The 16,511-nt window shown below is 35.9% G+C and carries 16 protein-coding genes and 1 pseudogene; 5 read left to right on the top strand and 12 right to left on the bottom strand.

The features are described from left to right. Positions 1-38: 38 nt before the first annotated feature. Positions 39-410 (top strand): hypothetical protein, encoded by a 372-nt coding sequence (locus GX497_02690; protein HHY72135.1) that lies wholly within the window; start codon positions 39-41, stop codon positions 408-410. Positions 411-440: 30 nt separating this feature from the next. Here the strand turns inward: GX497_02690 and GX497_02685 are convergent, their stop codons facing one another. Then, positions 441-1,364 (bottom strand): DEAD/DEAH box helicase, encoded by a 924-nt coding sequence (locus GX497_02685; GenBank protein ID HHY72134.1) that lies wholly within the window; start codon positions 1,362-1,364, stop codon positions 441-443. A gap of 18 nt (positions 1,365-1,382) precedes the next feature. Between GX497_02685 and GX497_02680 the strand changes: the two are divergent. Then, a pseudogene (locus GX497_02680) lies at positions 1,383-1,524 on the top strand (branched-chain amino acid transport system II carrier protein). 122 nt (positions 1,525-1,646) lie between these two features. Here the strand turns inward: GX497_02680 and GX497_02675 are convergent. The 7 genes from GX497_02675 to GX497_02645 form a co-directional block, all read right to left on the bottom strand. Beyond that, positions 1,647-3,488: an SLC13 family permease gene (locus tag GX497_02675; GenBank protein HHY72133.1), complete on the bottom strand. Its 1,842-nt coding sequence runs from the start codon at positions 3,486-3,488 to the stop codon at positions 1,647-1,649. Positions 3,489-4,089: 601 nt separating this feature from the next. Further along, a complete protein-coding gene (locus GX497_02670) occupies positions 4,090-4,830 on the bottom strand; it encodes an amino acid ABC transporter ATP-binding protein (protein ID HHY72132.1) in 741 nt (246 codons plus the stop codon). Between the two features lie 17 nt (positions 4,831-4,847). Beyond that, positions 4,848-5,630 (bottom strand): amino acid ABC transporter permease, encoded by a 783-nt coding sequence (locus GX497_02665; GenBank protein ID HHY72131.1) that lies wholly within the window; start codon positions 5,628-5,630, stop codon positions 4,848-4,850. Between the two features lie 81 nt (positions 5,631-5,711). Beyond that, the gene (locus GX497_02660; protein HHY72130.1) at positions 5,712-6,566 is read right to left on the bottom strand and encodes a transporter substrate-binding domain-containing protein; all 855 of its coding nucleotides are present in this window, start codon (positions 6,564-6,566) and stop codon (positions 5,712-5,714) included. Positions 6,567-6,891: 325 nt separating this feature from the next. Beyond that, positions 6,892-8,169 (bottom strand): cation:dicarboxylase symporter family transporter, encoded by a 1,278-nt coding sequence (locus GX497_02655; protein HHY72129.1) that lies wholly within the window; start codon positions 8,167-8,169, stop codon positions 6,892-6,894. 173 nt (positions 8,170-8,342) lie between these two features. Beyond that, on the bottom strand, positions 8,343-9,230 hold the full coding sequence (locus tag GX497_02650) for a response regulator (protein HHY72128.1): 888 nt from the start codon (positions 9,228-9,230) through the stop codon (positions 8,343-8,345). A gap of 2 nt (positions 9,231-9,232) precedes the next feature. After that, complete coding sequence (locus tag GX497_02645) at positions 9,233-10,525, bottom strand: ATP-binding protein (GenBank protein ID HHY72127.1); 1,293 nt, start codon at positions 10,523-10,525, stop codon at positions 9,233-9,235. 177 nt (positions 10,526-10,702) lie between these two features. Here GX497_02645 and GX497_02640 point away from each other — a divergent pair, with 177 nt between their 5' ends. Next, positions 10,703-11,401, top strand: coding sequence for a Crp/Fnr family transcriptional regulator (locus tag GX497_02640; GenBank protein HHY72126.1), 699 nt, complete (start codon positions 10,703-10,705; stop codon positions 11,399-11,401). 47 nt (positions 11,402-11,448) lie between these two features. Here GX497_02640 and GX497_02635 read toward each other — a convergent pair whose 3' ends face one another. From GX497_02635 to GX497_02625, 3 genes are all read right to left on the bottom strand, one after another. After that, a complete protein-coding gene (locus GX497_02635) occupies positions 11,449-11,772 on the bottom strand; it encodes a hypothetical protein (GenBank protein HHY72125.1) in 324 nt (107 codons plus the stop codon). A 130-nt stretch (positions 11,773-11,902) separates the two neighbouring features. Beyond that, positions 11,903-12,838 carry an HPr kinase/phosphorylase gene (locus GX497_02630; protein ID HHY72124.1) on the bottom strand — a complete coding sequence of 312 codons (936 nt, stop codon included), beginning with the start codon at positions 12,836-12,838 and terminating at the stop codon, positions 11,903-11,905. Between the two features lie 2 nt (positions 12,839-12,840). Further along, positions 12,841-13,734 (bottom strand): radical SAM protein, encoded by an 894-nt coding sequence (locus GX497_02625; GenBank protein ID HHY72123.1) that lies wholly within the window; start codon positions 13,732-13,734, stop codon positions 12,841-12,843. A gap of 145 nt (positions 13,735-13,879) precedes the next feature. Here GX497_02625 and GX497_02620 point away from each other — a divergent pair, with 145 nt between their 5' ends. After that, entirely contained in the window at positions 13,880-15,238 is a 1,359-nt protein-coding gene (locus tag GX497_02620) for a diguanylate cyclase (GenBank protein HHY72122.1), read from the top strand. Between the two features lie 14 nt (positions 15,239-15,252). Here GX497_02620 and GX497_02615 read toward each other — a convergent pair whose 3' ends face one another. After that, positions 15,253-16,074: an alpha/beta hydrolase gene (locus GX497_02615; GenBank protein ID HHY72121.1), complete on the bottom strand. Its 822-nt coding sequence runs from the start codon at positions 16,072-16,074 to the stop codon at positions 15,253-15,255. Positions 16,075-16,307: 233 nt separating this feature from the next. Between GX497_02615 and thiS the strand changes: the two genes are divergently transcribed. Next, the gene (thiS, locus tag GX497_02610; GenBank protein ID HHY72120.1) at positions 16,308-16,511 is read left to right on the top strand and encodes a sulfur carrier protein ThiS; all 204 of its coding nucleotides are present in this window, start codon (positions 16,308-16,310) and stop codon (positions 16,509-16,511) included.

Here is a 16,511-nt window from a genome sequence, read left to right as displayed (position 1 = left end):
TTCATATTTTTCCAACAGAACTGAAGGAGGAAAAAGCAATGATTATTTATACAAATTTAAACGAGTTAATTAGTGCGAAACAAGCGATTGAAAAAATGAAACAAGACTATCCAGCCCTTTATGCAAAACTAGTTCATACTATTTATCTAACACGTGCATTGCAGTTTAAATATCATTACATGGGATGTTTATTAATGGATAAGGATTCTGGTGAAGCTTCACCACATTTCGTTTATGACTCTGTATTGCAATTGTATAAAAATGAAATTCAAAAACTAAAGGATGACAAAGACTTCGAAGTGCTGAAGCAATTAATCGCAAAAGTGAGCAACACAAACTTCTCAAAACTATGCCTATTAATTCTTGGCACAAAACCAGAATCATTAGTAGGTGTATCAAACGTTATTTAAGGGAGCTGGGGAATTATCTCCCCTGCTTCCTTATTCAATGGCCTTATGTACTTTTAATCGCTTACCTTTTACGGTCGTTTTCTTCATTGCCTGTAGAACGATTGGCCCCTTACCATTTAATATTTCAACAAATGATTCATTTTCATGGATTGTTATTATTCCAATATCTTCCGCTGACACACCTTCAATTTTCGCAATTGTACCTACAAAATCTACTGCTCTTATTTTCTTTTTCTTTCCACCATTAAAATATAACTTCATAATATCCTGATTTAATTGTGCATTTTTATCCTCTTTTGGAGCTGGGCTTGCCTTTATTTTTTCTTCAAAGGCAGCCTTTCCTCTTTGAATCGCTTCCTTTGAAGGTGGGTCAATGATCGGAATTTGAAAACGTACATAATCCTCAATTTCAGCTAAATACTTTTCTTCATTTTCCGTTATTAATGTGATTGCCTTCCCTGTTTTACCAGCACGGCCTGTTCTTCCAATTCGATGCACATAGCTTTCTTTTTCTGAAGGCATGTCAAAGTTTATAACAAGATTAATATGCTCAATATCAATTCCTCTTGCTGCCACATCTGTTGCCACTAAGTAGCGGAAATCCCCCTTTTTAAAATCATTCATGACTGCAAACCGGTCTTCTTGGTACATCCCTCCATGAATCTTTTCACACGGATAGCTGAAATTATTTACCTGTGCAGCAAGCTCTCGGGTCGGAGTAAGGATTAGGGCTTGAGGCTTATTTTCCTCCCACTCTACCATTTCGCAAATTGGAATACCAAATGAAGCTGTTTTTCCACTACCTGTTTGTGATTTTACAACTAAGTCCTTCTTCTCCAACGCCATTGGTATTACTTCACTTTGAACTTCTGTTGGATTTTTATAGTTCAAACAAGCAAGTGCTCTATTTATTTCCTCACTTAATTTATAATCTTTAAAGCTTTTTTTAGCCATGAAGTCACCCCATATTAAATGAACAAAACATTCATATTATTATGTACTGTTTTATTTTTCGCTCTTGTTTATGTAGTTAGCTTAAACCCTTCTAAGATGGAAAAATATATGGGACATTTTTACAGGATTTCTAGAAGGGTATAATACGATGGATGCACTTGTTGGTACTGGTGTTGGTTTATTGCTTAGTACGGTTGGGAACAAAGCTCCAGTAGTAGAGGAATTAGAAGCAAAAGCTTCGTAAAAAGAAGGAAGCAGGAGGGGAGAACCGCCCCCTGCTTCCTAAAATGAAAATAAAAGTGGAATTACAAGCATCATAACGATAAACATGACGATTTGCATTGGAATACCGATTTTTACGAAGTCACTGAATTTATAACTACCAGCTGTCATAACTAAAGCATTTGTCGGTGATGCTACTGGTGTAGCAAAAGCCATGCTTGCGGCAACGGCAACAGCTATTAAAAACGGATAAGGGCTCACACCAATTTTCAATGCGGCGTTCATCGCAATTGGAGCAAACAAGACAGCTGTCGCCGTGTTGCTAATAAATTGCCCAAATACCATTGTAACTAGATAGATACCAATTAAAACACCGGTTGGACCATAGCCGCCAAGTAATTTGATAATCCCTTCTGAAAGGTAGACCATTCCGCCTGTTTTTTCTAACGCTGTTGCTAAAGGCAACATACAGGCTATTAAGACAATACTTTCCCAGTTCATCTGACCATAAGCATCATCCATATTTCGCAAACAACCGGTAATAATCATTAAAACAGCACCGATTAAAACAGAAATAACAGTCGGAAAAACCTCTAAAACCATTAATAAAATCATAAAAAGCATAATCATCCCAGCTATTGGTGCCTTCCCACTGGCTGAAGCCATGCTGGCATGAACCTTCGGTTGACCAACGACGACGACATCTTTTGTTTCTTTTGAAAGAAGATCAATTTCGTCCCATGACCCTTGCACTAAAAGTGCATCTCCGAAACGGAGGTGGACATCTGACATTTCTTTTAAAATATAGTTTCCCTTTCGATTAATCCCAATAATATTCAAATTATATTTTTCACGAAAATTAATGTCGCGAATCGTTTTGTTAACTAAACTAGAATAAGGTGTTAAAAGTACTTCTGCAACCCCTAATCGGCTTGATACAAGTTCATTATTATCCATTTTTTCAGTTTCAACGACAAGCTGATAATCAGTTACTAATTTCTCTACTTGTGGTCGTAACCCTTGAATATATAGAATATCCTTTGCTTGAATAACACTTGTTGGCCCTGCCATCTCTTGATACGTAATCGGCAAAAGACTTCTACCTTCGCCAGCTTTTCGGTCAATTTTCAAAATACATAATTGATAGTTTGCAGGAATTTTCAAATCTGATAAAAGCTTTTCAACCATAGGGGACCCTTCAGGCACTTGAACACGATGTAAAATATCTTCTAAATGATAATTCTGGATAAGATCCTTTGGTGATAAGTGCTTATGATCAACCCGTTTTTTGTTTTTACGATTTGGCAGCAATATATTTCTAACTACAAATAAATATGTAATCCCTGTTATCGCTCCTATAATCCCAATCGGCGTAATGTCAAAAAAACCTAGACGCTGAAACCCATGGTCTACGAGGGTTTGGCTAATAATTAAATTAGGTGGCGAAGCAATTAGCGTCATCAGGCCTGACAAACTAGCTGCATAAGACAATGGAATTAAAAACTTCGAAACATCTGTTTTTATACTTAAAGCAATACTAATAACAACAGGTAGCATAATCGCAACGGTACCCGTGTTACTCATAAAAGAACCGATAAAAACAACAATGCACAATAATAATACAAAAAGTTTTTTCTCACTATTGCCTGACCAGCGTAATAGTAGATTGCCTGCCTTTTGGGCCAGACCAGTGCGTAGTATGCCTGCTCCGACAACGAACAACCCTGCAATCATAATGACAACTGAGTTTGAAAAGCCTGCCAATGCCTCAGACGGCTCCAAAATCCCTGTCAAAACAAGGGCTAATAAAGCTAGTAAACTAACAAAATCAGCACGAACACGATTGCTCATGAAAAGAATAATCGTAATACCAAGAATTAAAAATGTTAAAATTAACTGCATGAATTGATAATCCTCCAACTTACACTGTGGTATAACTTCTTACCACTATTTTTACTATATTCCCAAAAATAGATGTTATTCCCTACATTATACCATAAAAGAAAACAGCCCACCCAATATGAGCAAGCTGCTTCACCTTCTTCTTATAATCATCCAAGTCATTCCACTTACATTCAAGCAACTATTTGTAACTTATGTTTGCCTCTCTAAGTAAAGATTTTTGCAATTGTTTTTGTTCTTTAATGTGGGACTTGATAGTCTTTAAGACTACTTTATTTAATTTCTTTTTTGTCATAACCATTCCTCCGTTTTCTCATCTATGGGATTTTCATTATTCATTCCGCTAACTTCCAAAGGACATTTTCCACAAAAATCCAAACTACATACCTCCTTTAAATTTTCAAACAGGAGTTAATTCGACATTGGCTAGTATTACCACACAACTTTACCCTTACAATTTTGTGTCTTGAATAACATCTTTCGATGACTTGCCATTACGTATATTTTGCAATTTGGAAATTCCCATAGACGAATAAAGAAGAAGGTATTAGGAATAATTATATTAAATTATTTTAATTTTCGCAATATAATTTTTGAAAATTCAAATATTTTTCAAAGTCCGCTTTAAAAATTCCCTTGTCCGCTCTTGTTTTGGGTTATTAAAGATTTGCTCTGGGCTTCCTTCTTCAGCAATAACCCCTTTGTCCATGAAAACGACACGGTTTGATACTTCTTTAGCGAACTCCATTTCATGTGTTACGATTAGCATGGTTAAGCCTGATTCAGCAAGCTCTTTCATTATTTTTAATACTTCGCCGACCATTTCGGGATCTAAGGCAGACGTTGGTTCATCGAACAAAATGACATCCGGCTCCATTGAAAGCGCTCTAGCAATTGCAACCCGCTGCTTTTGTCCGCCAGATAATTGTCTCGGCTTCGCGTTCACATACTTGTCCATGCCAACAACCTTTAAATATTTCGAGGCCACTTTTTCAGCTTCATCTTTGGTGCGGCCTAAAACCTTGACTTGTCCAACTACACAATTTCCTAAGACATTGTGATTGTTAAATAGATTAAATTGTTGGAATACCATCCCAAGCTTTTGGCGGTAAGCAGGTATATTATGTTTGTCATCCAAAATATTTTCACCTCGATAAATAATCTGGCCGCCACTAGGTTTCTCTAACAGATTCACACAACGAAGTAGCGTCGATTTACCAGAACCAGAGGAACCGATAATGCAAACGACTTCTCCCTTATTAACTGAAAAATTAATATCTTTTAATACTTCATGGGCTCCAAAGGATTTGCTTAAATGTTGAATATCAATTATTTTTTTCATTTTCCCTCCCCCTTCACCTATTTATTCCCATCATATTTATCAATTCTGCGCATTGCATCCTCAGCGGTTTCCACTTGCATTTGATTTCCCGGAACGATTATGTAACTATCAGGGCCTTCCAATTTCCGTTCAATAAAGCGAAGAATTCTTGTTACAGTAAATGTCATGATAAAATACAGAACGCAGGCTACAAAGAATGATTCGAAGTAGCGGAAGTTGTTTCCAGCAATCGATTTAGTGGCAAAATATAACTCAGATACTGAAATTACATTTAAAACTGAAGTATCTTTAATATTAATAACAAATTCATTTCCTGTTGCTGGTAAGATATTACGAATCACTTGTGGTAAGACAACATGAACCATCGTTTGGATATGGTTCATCCCGATAGCTTGTGCTGCTTCAAATTGCCCTTTTTCAATTGAAACGATACCACCGCGGACAATTTCGGACATGTATGCACCTGTATTAATAGATACTATAAAAATCGCAGCAGCTATTCGATCCATATCGACCCCAAATGCTAAGGCGGAACCATAGAAAATAACCATGGCCTGAACTATCATTGGTGTTCCACGAAAAAATTCGATATAAGTAGAAAGAATAGCATTAATTACTTTAAGTAAAATTCTTTTAGCTCCCCGTTCAGCCATTGGAATCGTTCGGATAACGCCCACTACTAATCCAATGAAAGAGCCTATAATAGTACCTATAATTGAAATATAAAGGGTAATACCTGCCCCACGAAGGAACATCGGCCAATTATCCCGTATAATGTTAACTACCCATTCAAAGGTCATAGTTCCCCTCCTCATAATTTTTAACAGTTTAAAAAGAGGTTCTCTCGCGTAACTTTTGAGACAACCTCTTTCATATCATCTTTATTGTGCTGCTGGTTGATTCTTAATAGCAGCATCCATAATACTAGTCTGTTCGTCCTCCGATATACCTGCTAATATCTCATTAATCTTCTCTGTTAATTCACTGCCTTTTTGCAATCCGACAGCAATTGCTGTGTCATCATCTGAAGTAATAAATCCGTCCGTAAACTCTACCATTGCGAAGTTGTTGTTTGCACTTGAAGCACTAACAGCTTCTGGGCGTTCGGTAACGTAACCATCGATCACTCCTGATTGAAGCGCAACTCTCATCGCTGGAAAGTTATCCATAGCTGGTTGCCTTTTTACGCCATTAATCTGATCAATTACTGAATAATGGAATGTATTTAGCTGTGCACTTACTTTAGCACCTTTGAAATCTTGAATAGAAGTAGCCCCCTCATATTTTCCGCCTTTTTTGACAACCATTACTAAATCTGATTTATAATAATTATCCGAAAAATCAATTGTCTTTTTGCGTTTTTCCGTTGGTGACATCCCTGCAATAATGGCATCAATTTTGCCTGAAGTTAACGCTGGTACGAGTCCATCCCATTCCGTTTTCACAATCATCAATTGTTTGCCTAAGCCTTCTGCAAGTCTTTTGGCAATTTCAACATCATATCCCCCCGCAAATTCAGAAGATCCTTCAATCGGCACCGCACCATTTGAATCATCCATTTGCGTCCAGTTAAATGGTGCATATCCTGCTTCAAGTCCAATCTTAAATGTTCCCTGTTCTGATGAAGCCGGTGCCTGGACGTTTTCCACTTGTTGATTATTTCCGGTCCCACAACCAGCTAATAAAAGAATTAATGAAAAAGATATAGCTACTACTAAGGATATTTTTCCCCTCATACTATCCCTCCTCTTAAAACAATTTTATTATTACAGTATTGCTTGTATTACAAAAACAAATACACTCTATCAAATAAAATACTGCAATAACAAAAAAACAACCCGAGATAAACCCAGGTCGTAGTACTAGCCCAAATTTCTCCCCATTTCCCAAATGAGATAGCACACCGCAATAAACTGGAAAAGTTTATTGCGACAGTCCTAGACAAAAGACTGCTAATTATCACGCCTCTACCTCACTGTTTAATAGCGAAGTTGTTATTTAATTATACTATATTTATATAGCACCACTGTAAATATTTCAAGATCCTATACTTACCTAGTATTAAGCTGCTTTCTTTAAGGATGCAATGTACTTCTCTTTTTTCAAATAGTCAAATCGACCTTCCCACTTAGCCATGACAACTGTCGCCAATGAATTTCCCATTACATTTACAACTGTACGAGCCATGTCAAGAAGTCTATCAATTCCAGCGATAAAGGCTAGACCTTCAAGCGGAATACCAACTGTTCCCAAGGTTGCTAATAAAACAACAAAGGAAACCCCTGGTACACCTGCAATACCTTTCGATGTTACCATTAATACTAAAACTAATGTAATTTGTTCGGTAATACTTAAATTAATGCCATACATTTGCGCGATAAAAATGGCCGCAATCGCTTGGTATAATGTAGACCCATCCAAGTTAAAGGAATAGCCTGTTGGGACAACAAAAGAAACAATATCCCTTGGAGCACCAAACTTCTCCATTTTATCGATTATTTTCGGCAATACGGTTTCAGAGCTGGATGTTGAATAAGCCAAAATTAGTTCTTCCTTTAATACCTTCATAATATGGAAAATATTAATACCTACTAACTTTGCAATACCACCTAATACGACAATGATAAAGAAAATCATCGCTGCATAAACAAGGAGCATTAGCTTACCAAGTGGAACTAATGATGCTAATCCGAATTTCGAAACGGTAACTCCTATTAATCCGAATACACCAAATGGAGCAAACTTCATAATTAGATTCGTCACCCAGAACATCGCATCTGCTACACCTTCAAAAAAGGCTAGCACTGGTTTCCCTTTTTCACCAACCGCTGCAACCCCTAGTCCGAATAGTACGGAAAAAAAGATAATCGAAAGCATATTCCCATTTGCCATTGCTTGAACAAAATTCGTTGGTACAATATTAATAATAATGTCAAAAAATCCATGGCCATGTTGGACTTGCTCAGTAGTTTCAACATACTTACCAATATCAGTTTTAGCAAGTGAGGACATGTCAATGCCTACACCAGGTTTAAATATATTAGTTACCAATATCCCGACGATAATTGCAAGCGTTGTCACGATTTCAAAATAAATAAGAGTTTTCCCACCAAGCTTACCTAATTGCTTAATATCTCCAGTACCTGCAACACCAATAATTAACGTAGAAACAATGATTGGCACAACAATCATTTTGATCATATTAAGAAAAATGGTACCTAATGGTTGTAAATAAGTTTCGACCGCAGGATTCCCGTAAAAAACCGCGCCTACGATAATACCCAAGACTAAACCAACAAGAATTTGATAAGCTAAAGGAAATTTAAATTTTTTCTTCATTGACAAGTCACCCCTTTTTTATATAGAAAACGTTTCCAACTTTTTAGAATTAGCTTATACGTTTATTTTAAGGGTAACCTATTTAATCCGACAAAATCCGACATTAAATTCATTTCAGTATTTTAAATTTTTTTATACTTTTTTTAAAATATTTTGTACTTTTAGCATAAATATTATTCTTGATTAAGTTTTTTCATTGTTTCAAGATACAGCACTTGTACGAATTTACGAATGTTAATTTTCACTTTTACTTGCTCGAACTTTCCTTCTTCAATATTTATCATCTGTTTTCTTACCTCTTTTAGGTCAAAATAACGCGGGGCATAATACTCAAACTCTGCATTCGTATAGTCAATGACCCCGATTGAAGCTAAATTATGAATTGCCGCAAGAATAGTTCTCCGAATACGCTGTTCCATTGCTTTACTTTCCTTTACTATATCCGCATGTTCAGATTTCATTTTCATTGCAATTGCTTCATACAAATCTTTTAGAGGAGGCAATTGAACGCTACTATCATCCTGATTCATTAAGAATTCAATAATGGAAACAATATCGTCACTTCCTGTCTCACCAGAAATTCCCATATCACTTAAAATAGAAAGGACAATTTCTCTCACTGTTCTTAGCTTTTTACTTTTGTCCAAGCCAATATTTGTTAGTGATTCTTGAATCGTTAGTAAAGAGTTTCTTAATCGCAGTTGTTCAGAAACCTTACCCAATATGCTCTTAACTTCAACGCTGTTAATAGGCTTATGGATGAAAAACTCCACCCCTTTTTCATAAGCTTCTGCCACCATCTCTTTATTCACGACTTGAGAAATCATAATAAATTGACCTTGAAAACCTTCCTTTTTCAACTGTTCAATCGTTTCGATTCCGTCCAATTCGGGCATTAAAAAATCAATCAATACAATGTCGGGGTGCATCGCTTTAATCGGCTTAAGACTTTTGACGCCACTTTCAGCCTCACCAATGACGACGCCAAGTTCACCATCTATAATTATGTTTTTCAACATCGTTCTACTAGCCTTATCATCATCTATAATATAATAGCGCAGCTCTACTCAACTCTCTTTCGTAACATTTCAGTTGGTATACAAATTCGAAAAACAGTTCCCATTTCCATTGTGTCAATTTCAATATTTCCTTTTAGCATCTGGACAATCTCTTGTACATGGGATAAACCAATTCCTGTAGCAGCAACTCCTTCTTCATTAAATTTTGTTGTATAGCCAGCTTCAAAAATAATTGGTAAATCTTTTTTTCGAATGCCTTTACCAGAATCCTCAATTATAAAACTAGTATTGGCTGAATCCTGCTTTATTTCAATATAAATTTCCCCTTTTAAATCAATCGCTTCTACTGCGTTTGCTACAAGATTATTTAATAACGCAAGAAGCGGGATTTGCTGCTCCGTTTCATAATCAATCGTAATCGTTCGATGAATTATAATTTTTTTCTTTAAAAGTTCACTATAGTTTTCATTTGCATGAACAACAAGATTGAGCACATCTGAAAGAAAAAAAATAGTTTCTATTTTTTGTTCAGCTATTTTCAAAAGCCCCGATAAAATTCGCTGCGAATCTTTCTTCACCTCATGAATTTCTTGGGCGATAAGCAACGCTTGTACACTCAACTCATGGGATTCTGTCTTTCTTAACTTTCGATAAAGATCGTGGCTTTCTGCTGTGATTTTTTCAATATGGTTCATCGATTTTTGTAAATAAAGGGTTTCACCATATAATTCTGAGCCTACCTTTACTATCTCCTGCATCCGTTTCTTATGCTCCGAAACCGTTATAGATGCATATAAGCCAACAACAAAGTAACTTCGGAGCAAAGCAACTCCAATAATGATTGTCCATTCTGTAAATCCCAAAAATGCTTGATGCAATAATAAATGCCTAAGCAACTGTTCTGCACTATTCCCTATAAATTCAAAAAGAGATGCCCAAGCACCTAAAATAAAAGGATATGTTTTATATTTTTCAACTTTAATTATATGTAGTCCAAGAGCATAGAGTAAATAAAATAAAAAAGCGGAGCAATGATTAATAAAACTTGTAGAAATATGGATTTCATAGAGGGAAAAGTCAAGAAATAAGCGAAAACCAACGACTGTGACGCCTGTAACAATACCAGTCCAAATAAGTGAAGCAGGAGGCCAAATCAAAATTAGTAAAAAAAAAGCAACACCCCCTAACCCAAAACGAAACGTTTCTCCTTCAAAGGGCACTAAACGAATTTCGCTGGCTAATGTCGCTAATAGAGCAATAAGAAACAATTGAAGTAGGACTGCCACTTTCTTATTTTCATTATTCAATTTCCGCCAAAAAACAAATAGATTTTCCATTAGCTTTTTTGAAGCATCGGATTATGATCGTGCTTCATACCTCCATGAAGATATTTTTTCGACAATAACATTTAAAATAATGCTGAAAAGTATGATATTTATCACATTTTAATATATAATGAAAACAATTACAAAGTGTGTTTATGATTCTTATTAACTTAAAGGAGGTCCAATTGTATGCATGTAGCGTTTTTAAAAAGCATTCCTTTTTTTAAGGACTTACCTGACCATTTAATAGGCTCTTTAAGTACAAAGGTTAAAACGGCCACATATAAAAAAGGGGATTTTATTTTTCATGAATCAGATGAAGCTAAGGCGACTTTTTTTGTAAAAAATGGTGGCATCAAAATTAAAAAAACTAACGCTCAAGGAAGAGAATTAATTGTTTGCATAAAACGACCAGGAAACATTTTTGCAGAAGCCTCCTTGTTTAGTGAACCAGACTGCTGTTACCCTGGGGCAGCACAAACATTAATGGATAGCGAAGTCCTTTATATATTATCCTCTGATTTGGAGGAATTTATCGCATGTAATCCTGAGCTTTCAATCGAAATGATTCGTTTTATGGGTGGACAACTTCGTTCTTTCACTACCATATTACAAGATATTGCGCTTTTAGACGTTTACAGTAAAACTGTCAAAACAATCGAACGGCTCGCACGTGATTTCGGAAGTAAGACGAACTGCGGTTTAAAAATTGAACTTCCAATAACAATTCAGGACCTAGCTAACACAATAGGCTCTACACGTGAAAGCGTAAGCCGCATCGTTTCAAAGCTGAGAGAACAAGGACTTATTTCGATTGACAGTAAATATATTATTATTAATAATTGGTGTGATTTCTGTAAAATGTTTGTAGAAACTGTAGAAACTTAAAAAGGAAACGCAGGAACGGTTTAAACCGCCCTTGCGTTTCCTTTTTTCTAGCATAAAGTCCGCCACATTTTGCTGCTATCTGTTACAGAGTTTCTCTCAATAATTGAATAAGCTGCATTCGTAATCGCTTGAGCCAATGTTTCGCCAGTTCCTTTTGCATCATTGAATGCTGCTTCCGATACTCCGTTTGTTTCATAAGTAAATCCGAACTTTTTCATCTTTTCAACGATAATCATCGCATGGTCAAGATTATGTTCTGGCTGGAACTCAGAATCATGGATGAACAGGCGATTCTCATGATCATACCATCGATCCCATCTATTTAACTTCCAACCTAAAATTCTCCGGGCAATCGCATCTATTTTTGTCATATCCGTTTAACTCCCTTTCACCATTTTTTAAAGTTTTATTGGATATTTTCCTTTGTTATATAACAATTAAGTTTATTATTTATAATTATATAACAGTATGAAACAGATTGCCACTAGTTTTTTAAAATTTTCAAGGCATTTTTGATTCCGAAAAATCACCTTCAAGTCTGCTCAGAAATTCCTCTGCAGCACTGTATCCTTGCTGCCTTAAATACCAGTTATTTGCAGCTGCCTCAATCAACCCTGCTACATCACGTCCTGGTTGAAGTTGAATTTCGATTGAAGGGATTTTAATGCCCATATACTCAACATACTCAAGCTCTTGTTCCAACTCATTGTTCAAAGCATCCTTCTGCCATTTGGTCAAGTGAATATCAAGGGCAATTCTTGTTTCATCCTGAAAAGCCTTGCGCCCATACATGCGCACTACATTTAATAACCCAAGGCTCCTGAGAGCCAAGAATTCCTTTGTTTTTACATCATGTGTGCCAAGAAGTGTTTGGGAACTAAGCTTTTTTAAAACAACAACATCATCAGCCACTAGGCGGTGCCCCCGGCCAATTAACGTGTGAGCCGTCTCACTTTTCCCAACACCTGAATTACCACGAATAAGAATGCCAATTCCAAATACATTCATACAAACACCATGAACAGTCATTTCTGGAGCTAACTCTTTTACCATAAAAGCATCAATTTTTATAATAAATTCTGAAGTTTTTTCGGGTTTGTTCGTAAGTAGTAAAGGAATTTTTTTTTCTATACAATGATTTTTCAAATGTGTAAGTCCTTCTTCCCCAGCCGTCACAATAAAACATGGGGGATGGTAACTAACAATATTCCCAAAACGGATTTTCCGTTCATCTTCACTTAACTTTAGTAAATAATTAATTTCCTTTTTCCCCAAAATTTGCACTCTCTCAGTTGGGAAAAAATCGAAGTGTCCAACAAATTCCAATCCAGGACGATGTACCCTTGGTTGTGATATTGTTTTTTGCAACTGGTCGCCACCAGCTAATACTGTTAAAGAAAACCTTTTAACTAGCTTTTCTACTGTTATTTTTTTCACTATCATATGAGTTCCCTCCCTACTGTCTCAAATTTTTTTCTATATCCGCATTTTCTACACATTTCCTCAACAGCCTCTCTTCTCGAAAAACCATCGTAAAGTTTATTCGCTCTTTCTCCTTCTACTATTTCTGAGAAAGGAGTTTTATAGATATTCCCTAAATAAATAACCCCTTCCCCATCAAGACAACAAGGAACAACTGTACCGTCAACAAGTATAGCTGCTTGCGTGCGCAGCGCATGACAAAATCCTTTGCCATCATCTTCTTGTGCATCTAGACTAGGCCATTGAAATTCATAGTCCTGATTAAGATAAATTCGCTCTGCAATCTTAAGACCGCTACCTGGCACGACTTTTTCCTCAATTTTATATTCAAGGTTAAACTCCTTTTCAATCATTTCTAAAGTTTCACGGTTTCTTCGCCTTTCAATATTCGTTATGTTTTCCCGTTGTAAATTCCATAATCGAAACGAGATAATCACACCCGCTTCAGCTGCTTTTCGAGCAAACGCAAGAATAGAAACCAAATATTCCTCCCTGTTTACTGCCCCCTCATTTCCATCAAAACTATGAAGAGAAAAATTCATTTGGCGAAGCGCTGGCTTTCCTAAAAGTTTATCCCAGTTTTTATTTATGAGTGTTCCGTTTGTCGTTATATTCACCTTAAAGCCTTTATTATGACTGGCATCTAACAATTCATCGATGCGTGGATGAAGAAGGGGTTCTCCTTTGACATGAAGGTAAATGTATTTTGTATGCGCTTTAATTTGTTCAAGTATATGATTAAATGCTTCAAGTTTAATAAAATTAGCCGTACGTTTTGTTGGCGGGCAAAAACTGCAAGCAAGATTACATACGCTCGTAATTTCTACATAGACTTTTTTAAATTTTTTCAAGGCTTGTTCACCATTCCATTTTTATAATAAGCGGCTCACTCTATTTTAGCAGAATTCTTAAATCTGCTACAAACTCACTTTCTTGACAATAAATTATAGCATATAATTAAATTATAGAATGAACAGTATGAAATGGGTGTGAAGAATGGAAGAGCTTTGTTTTAAAGAATTCTTTAATAAGTCTCCTATTGCGTATTCATGTCATAAGATTCGATTTGATGATTATGGAGTACCGTATGATTACAAATTTTTATTAATCAATAGGGCTTTTGAGAATTTGATGAACATTAAAGGTGCTGATTTAATAAATAAAACACACGATGAAGTGTTTCCACATAGTTTAGAAGGAGAAGATCAATGGGGAAAACTTTTTCAAGATTTTATCGTAAATCCTACACCTGTACAGCTAGATATCTATCACCCATCACTTCAAAAACGGATACGGATACAAATATTCCCTTTATGTCGTGAAATTTTTGGTTGTATCTATCACGATGTAACGGAATTATACAAAAATAATCAGAGCCTTACAGAGCTAACGAAAATATTAGAGCGAAAAAATAAAATTTTAAACGATCTTGCAATTAGGGATGAATTAACAGGCCTTTACAACCGCCATTTTCTAGATCGGTGCATTGAAAATGAAATGAATCGTGCCGACCGTGAGAATCAGCCTCTTTCCATGGTTATTTTCGATTTAGACCGTTTTAAGCGAGTAAATGATATTTGGGGCCATCCTGTTGGGGATGAGGTATTGAAGCAGACAGCTAGTTTAGCGAATAGTTTAATCTCTGACCCTGATTTTCTAGTACGGCTTGGCGGCGAAGAATTTGTCATCATCATGCCAGACAAGAGTATTGAGGAAGCTTATACTATAGCTGAGAATATCCGTCAAACAATGGAAAAATATAAATATCCAATTATCGGTCACTTAACAGCTAGTTTTGGTGTTGCCGAAAGAATAGAATCTGAAACATATTATAGTTGGTATAAACGGACTGATAAAGCAATGTACCGTGCCAAGGAATGCGGCAGAAATCGCGTTCATTGTTCTGAGGAACAAGAACGACTACTAAACGCTCCTATGAAAATTGAATGGAAGAAGGAGTGGGAAAGTGGGAATCCGGAGATTGATGTAGAACATCGCGAACTAGTAGAAAAAGCGAATACTCTCATTTATTTATCTCTCTCAAACATAGAAAAGGAAAAAATCATCCATCAAGTCGATATAATTTTAAATGATATCATTAACCATTTTCGTGATGAAGAGCAGATCTTGTTAGAGATTGGGTACCCAGACTATGAAAAACATGCTGAAATTCATACCACTTTACTAGATAAGGTTTTTCAATTTAAGAAGGCGTTTCAAAACGGGGAGCTTAAACTAACAGAATTCTTTTCCTTTATTATTAATGACATTATTGTCGGCCATGTACAATATTCAGATGCAGAATATTTTCCATATACTCGAAAAGCAATACTATCAGCGAAAAAAAGAGGCTAACTTTAGCGACGAGTTCAGCCTCTTTCAAATATAAACGATAAGACTTCTTTAAACACCTCTTTCGGTTTTTCTTCTGAAATTAAATGCCCCGTCTTTTCGTATGTTAGGAGCTTTGCGTTAGGCAAGTCTTTTGCTAATCTATGTCCTACTTCGACAGGAACGACTTTATCTTCTTCACCCCAAAGTAATAAAGTTGGGATGTAAATATTTTGTAGCTCCCCACTTGATAAGTCCCCTTCACGATGCCTTAATAACCTCATTAGCGATGTATAAAATCCTTCTTCCTTAAGCGGGTTTCCGAATTCCTCAATATGCCGATTCGTGATAAGAGAAGGATTATAAAATACATTTTTTAACACATCCTTTACCTCTTTTTTAAGGACCTCCCTTTTTATAAAATATTTAAAAAAAGGGAGATAAGTACAGTAAATGAGCGCTTTGTTAGCTGGCTTTAAATAACCAGAACTCGCCAACAATACTAATTTGTTTATTTTTTCTGGGAATAATTTCGCTGTATATAAGGCGATTTGACCACCCATGGAGTGTCCTACAATAGTTACATCTTTTAATTGAAAATACTCGATAAAACTTTGAACAACCTTAGCGTAATTTTCAAATGAATATACAAAAGAGGATGACTTCTCGCTTCGACCGAAACCAGGCAAATCAACAGCTACGATTGAAAAATGATCCTTTAATAATGGCATAAGTGCATTAAATGTATAAATTGTAGCAGCAACACCGTGAATTAACATAAGCGGTGGCTTATTATTTAAGGAATATTCACAATAAACTCTTATATTCTCAAGTTCTATATACGTTTTATTTAACGCCATTTTTTACATCTCCAACAAAGTGTTTAGAAATATTATGCACTTTTCAAAGCTCAATCATTACATTACATTTTCACGGGCAACGCATGACGGCTGTCGGTAGCCTCTTGACAACTGTATGACACTTGTGTATATTTTAAGTAATTTAAAAAATAAAGTGAAGCACAAAATGGGGAGCACCACCGAAAGGGTGTAAGGGCCATTTTGTGCTTTTTTTGTGAAAATCTTTAGAAAGGATGAAAAAAGTGAAGGTAAATGGCAATTTCATAGAATTTGAAAAAGAGAAAAATTTATTTGATTTTTTAACTGAGAAAAACTTCGATATCGGCTTAATCGTCGTTGAACGTAATGGAGAAATTGTTCCAAAAGATAATTATAAAGATGTTCTGCTTCATGATGAAGATGTGCTTGAGGTTGTGACATTTGTTGGCGGGGGTTGA

It is taken from the genome of Bacillus sp. (in: firmicutes) (genome assembly GCA_012842745.1).
Taxonomy (GTDB): Bacteria; Bacillota; Bacilli; order Bacillales; family Bacillaceae_J; genus Schinkia.
Note: the sequence above shows the minus strand (reverse complement) of the source record. Positions and strands in the feature narration are given on the sequence as shown.

Bases quoted from the DNA above. Each gene is read 5' to 3' on its own strand.
- GX497_02660 (HHY72130.1), bottom strand. From the start codon at position 6,566: ATGAGGGGAAAAATATCCTTAGTAGTAGCTATATCTTTTTCATTAATT.
- GX497_02615 (HHY72121.1), bottom strand. From the start codon at position 16,074: ATGGCGTTAAATAAAACGTATATAGAACTTGAGAATATAAGAGTTTAT.
- GX497_02675 (HHY72133.1), bottom strand. From the start codon at position 3,488: ATGCAGTTAATTTTAACATTTTTAATTCTTGGTATTACGATTATTCTT.
- GX497_02620 (HHY72122.1), top strand. From the start codon at position 13,880: ATGGAAGAGCTTTGTTTTAAAGAATTCTTTAATAAGTCTCCTATTGCG.
- GX497_02645 (HHY72127.1), bottom strand. From the start codon at position 10,525: ATGGAAAATCTATTTGTTTTTTGGCGGAAATTGAATAATGAAAATAAG.
- GX497_02640 (HHY72126.1), top strand. From the start codon at position 10,703: ATGCATGTAGCGTTTTTAAAAAGCATTCCTTTTTTTAAGGACTTACCT.
- GX497_02665 (HHY72131.1), bottom strand. From the start codon at position 5,630: ATGACCTTTGAATGGGTAGTTAACATTATACGGGATAATTGGCCGATG.
- GX497_02655 (HHY72129.1), bottom strand. From the start codon at position 8,169: ATGAAGAAAAAATTTAAATTTCCTTTAGCTTATCAAATTCTTGTTGGT.
- thiS (HHY72120.1), top strand. From the start codon at position 16,308: ATGAAAAAAGTGAAGGTAAATGGCAATTTCATAGAATTTGAAAAAGAG.
- GX497_02670 (HHY72132.1), bottom strand. From the start codon at position 4,830: ATGAAAAAAATAATTGATATTCAACATTTAAGCAAATCCTTTGGAGCC.
- GX497_02690 (HHY72135.1), top strand. From the start codon at position 39: ATGATTATTTATACAAATTTAAACGAGTTAATTAGTGCGAAACAAGCG.
- GX497_02685 (HHY72134.1), bottom strand. From the start codon at position 1,364: ATGGCTAAAAAAAGCTTTAAAGATTATAAATTAAGTGAGGAAATAAAT.
- GX497_02635 (HHY72125.1), bottom strand. From the start codon at position 11,772: ATGACAAAAATAGATGCGATTGCCCGGAGAATTTTAGGTTGGAAGTTA.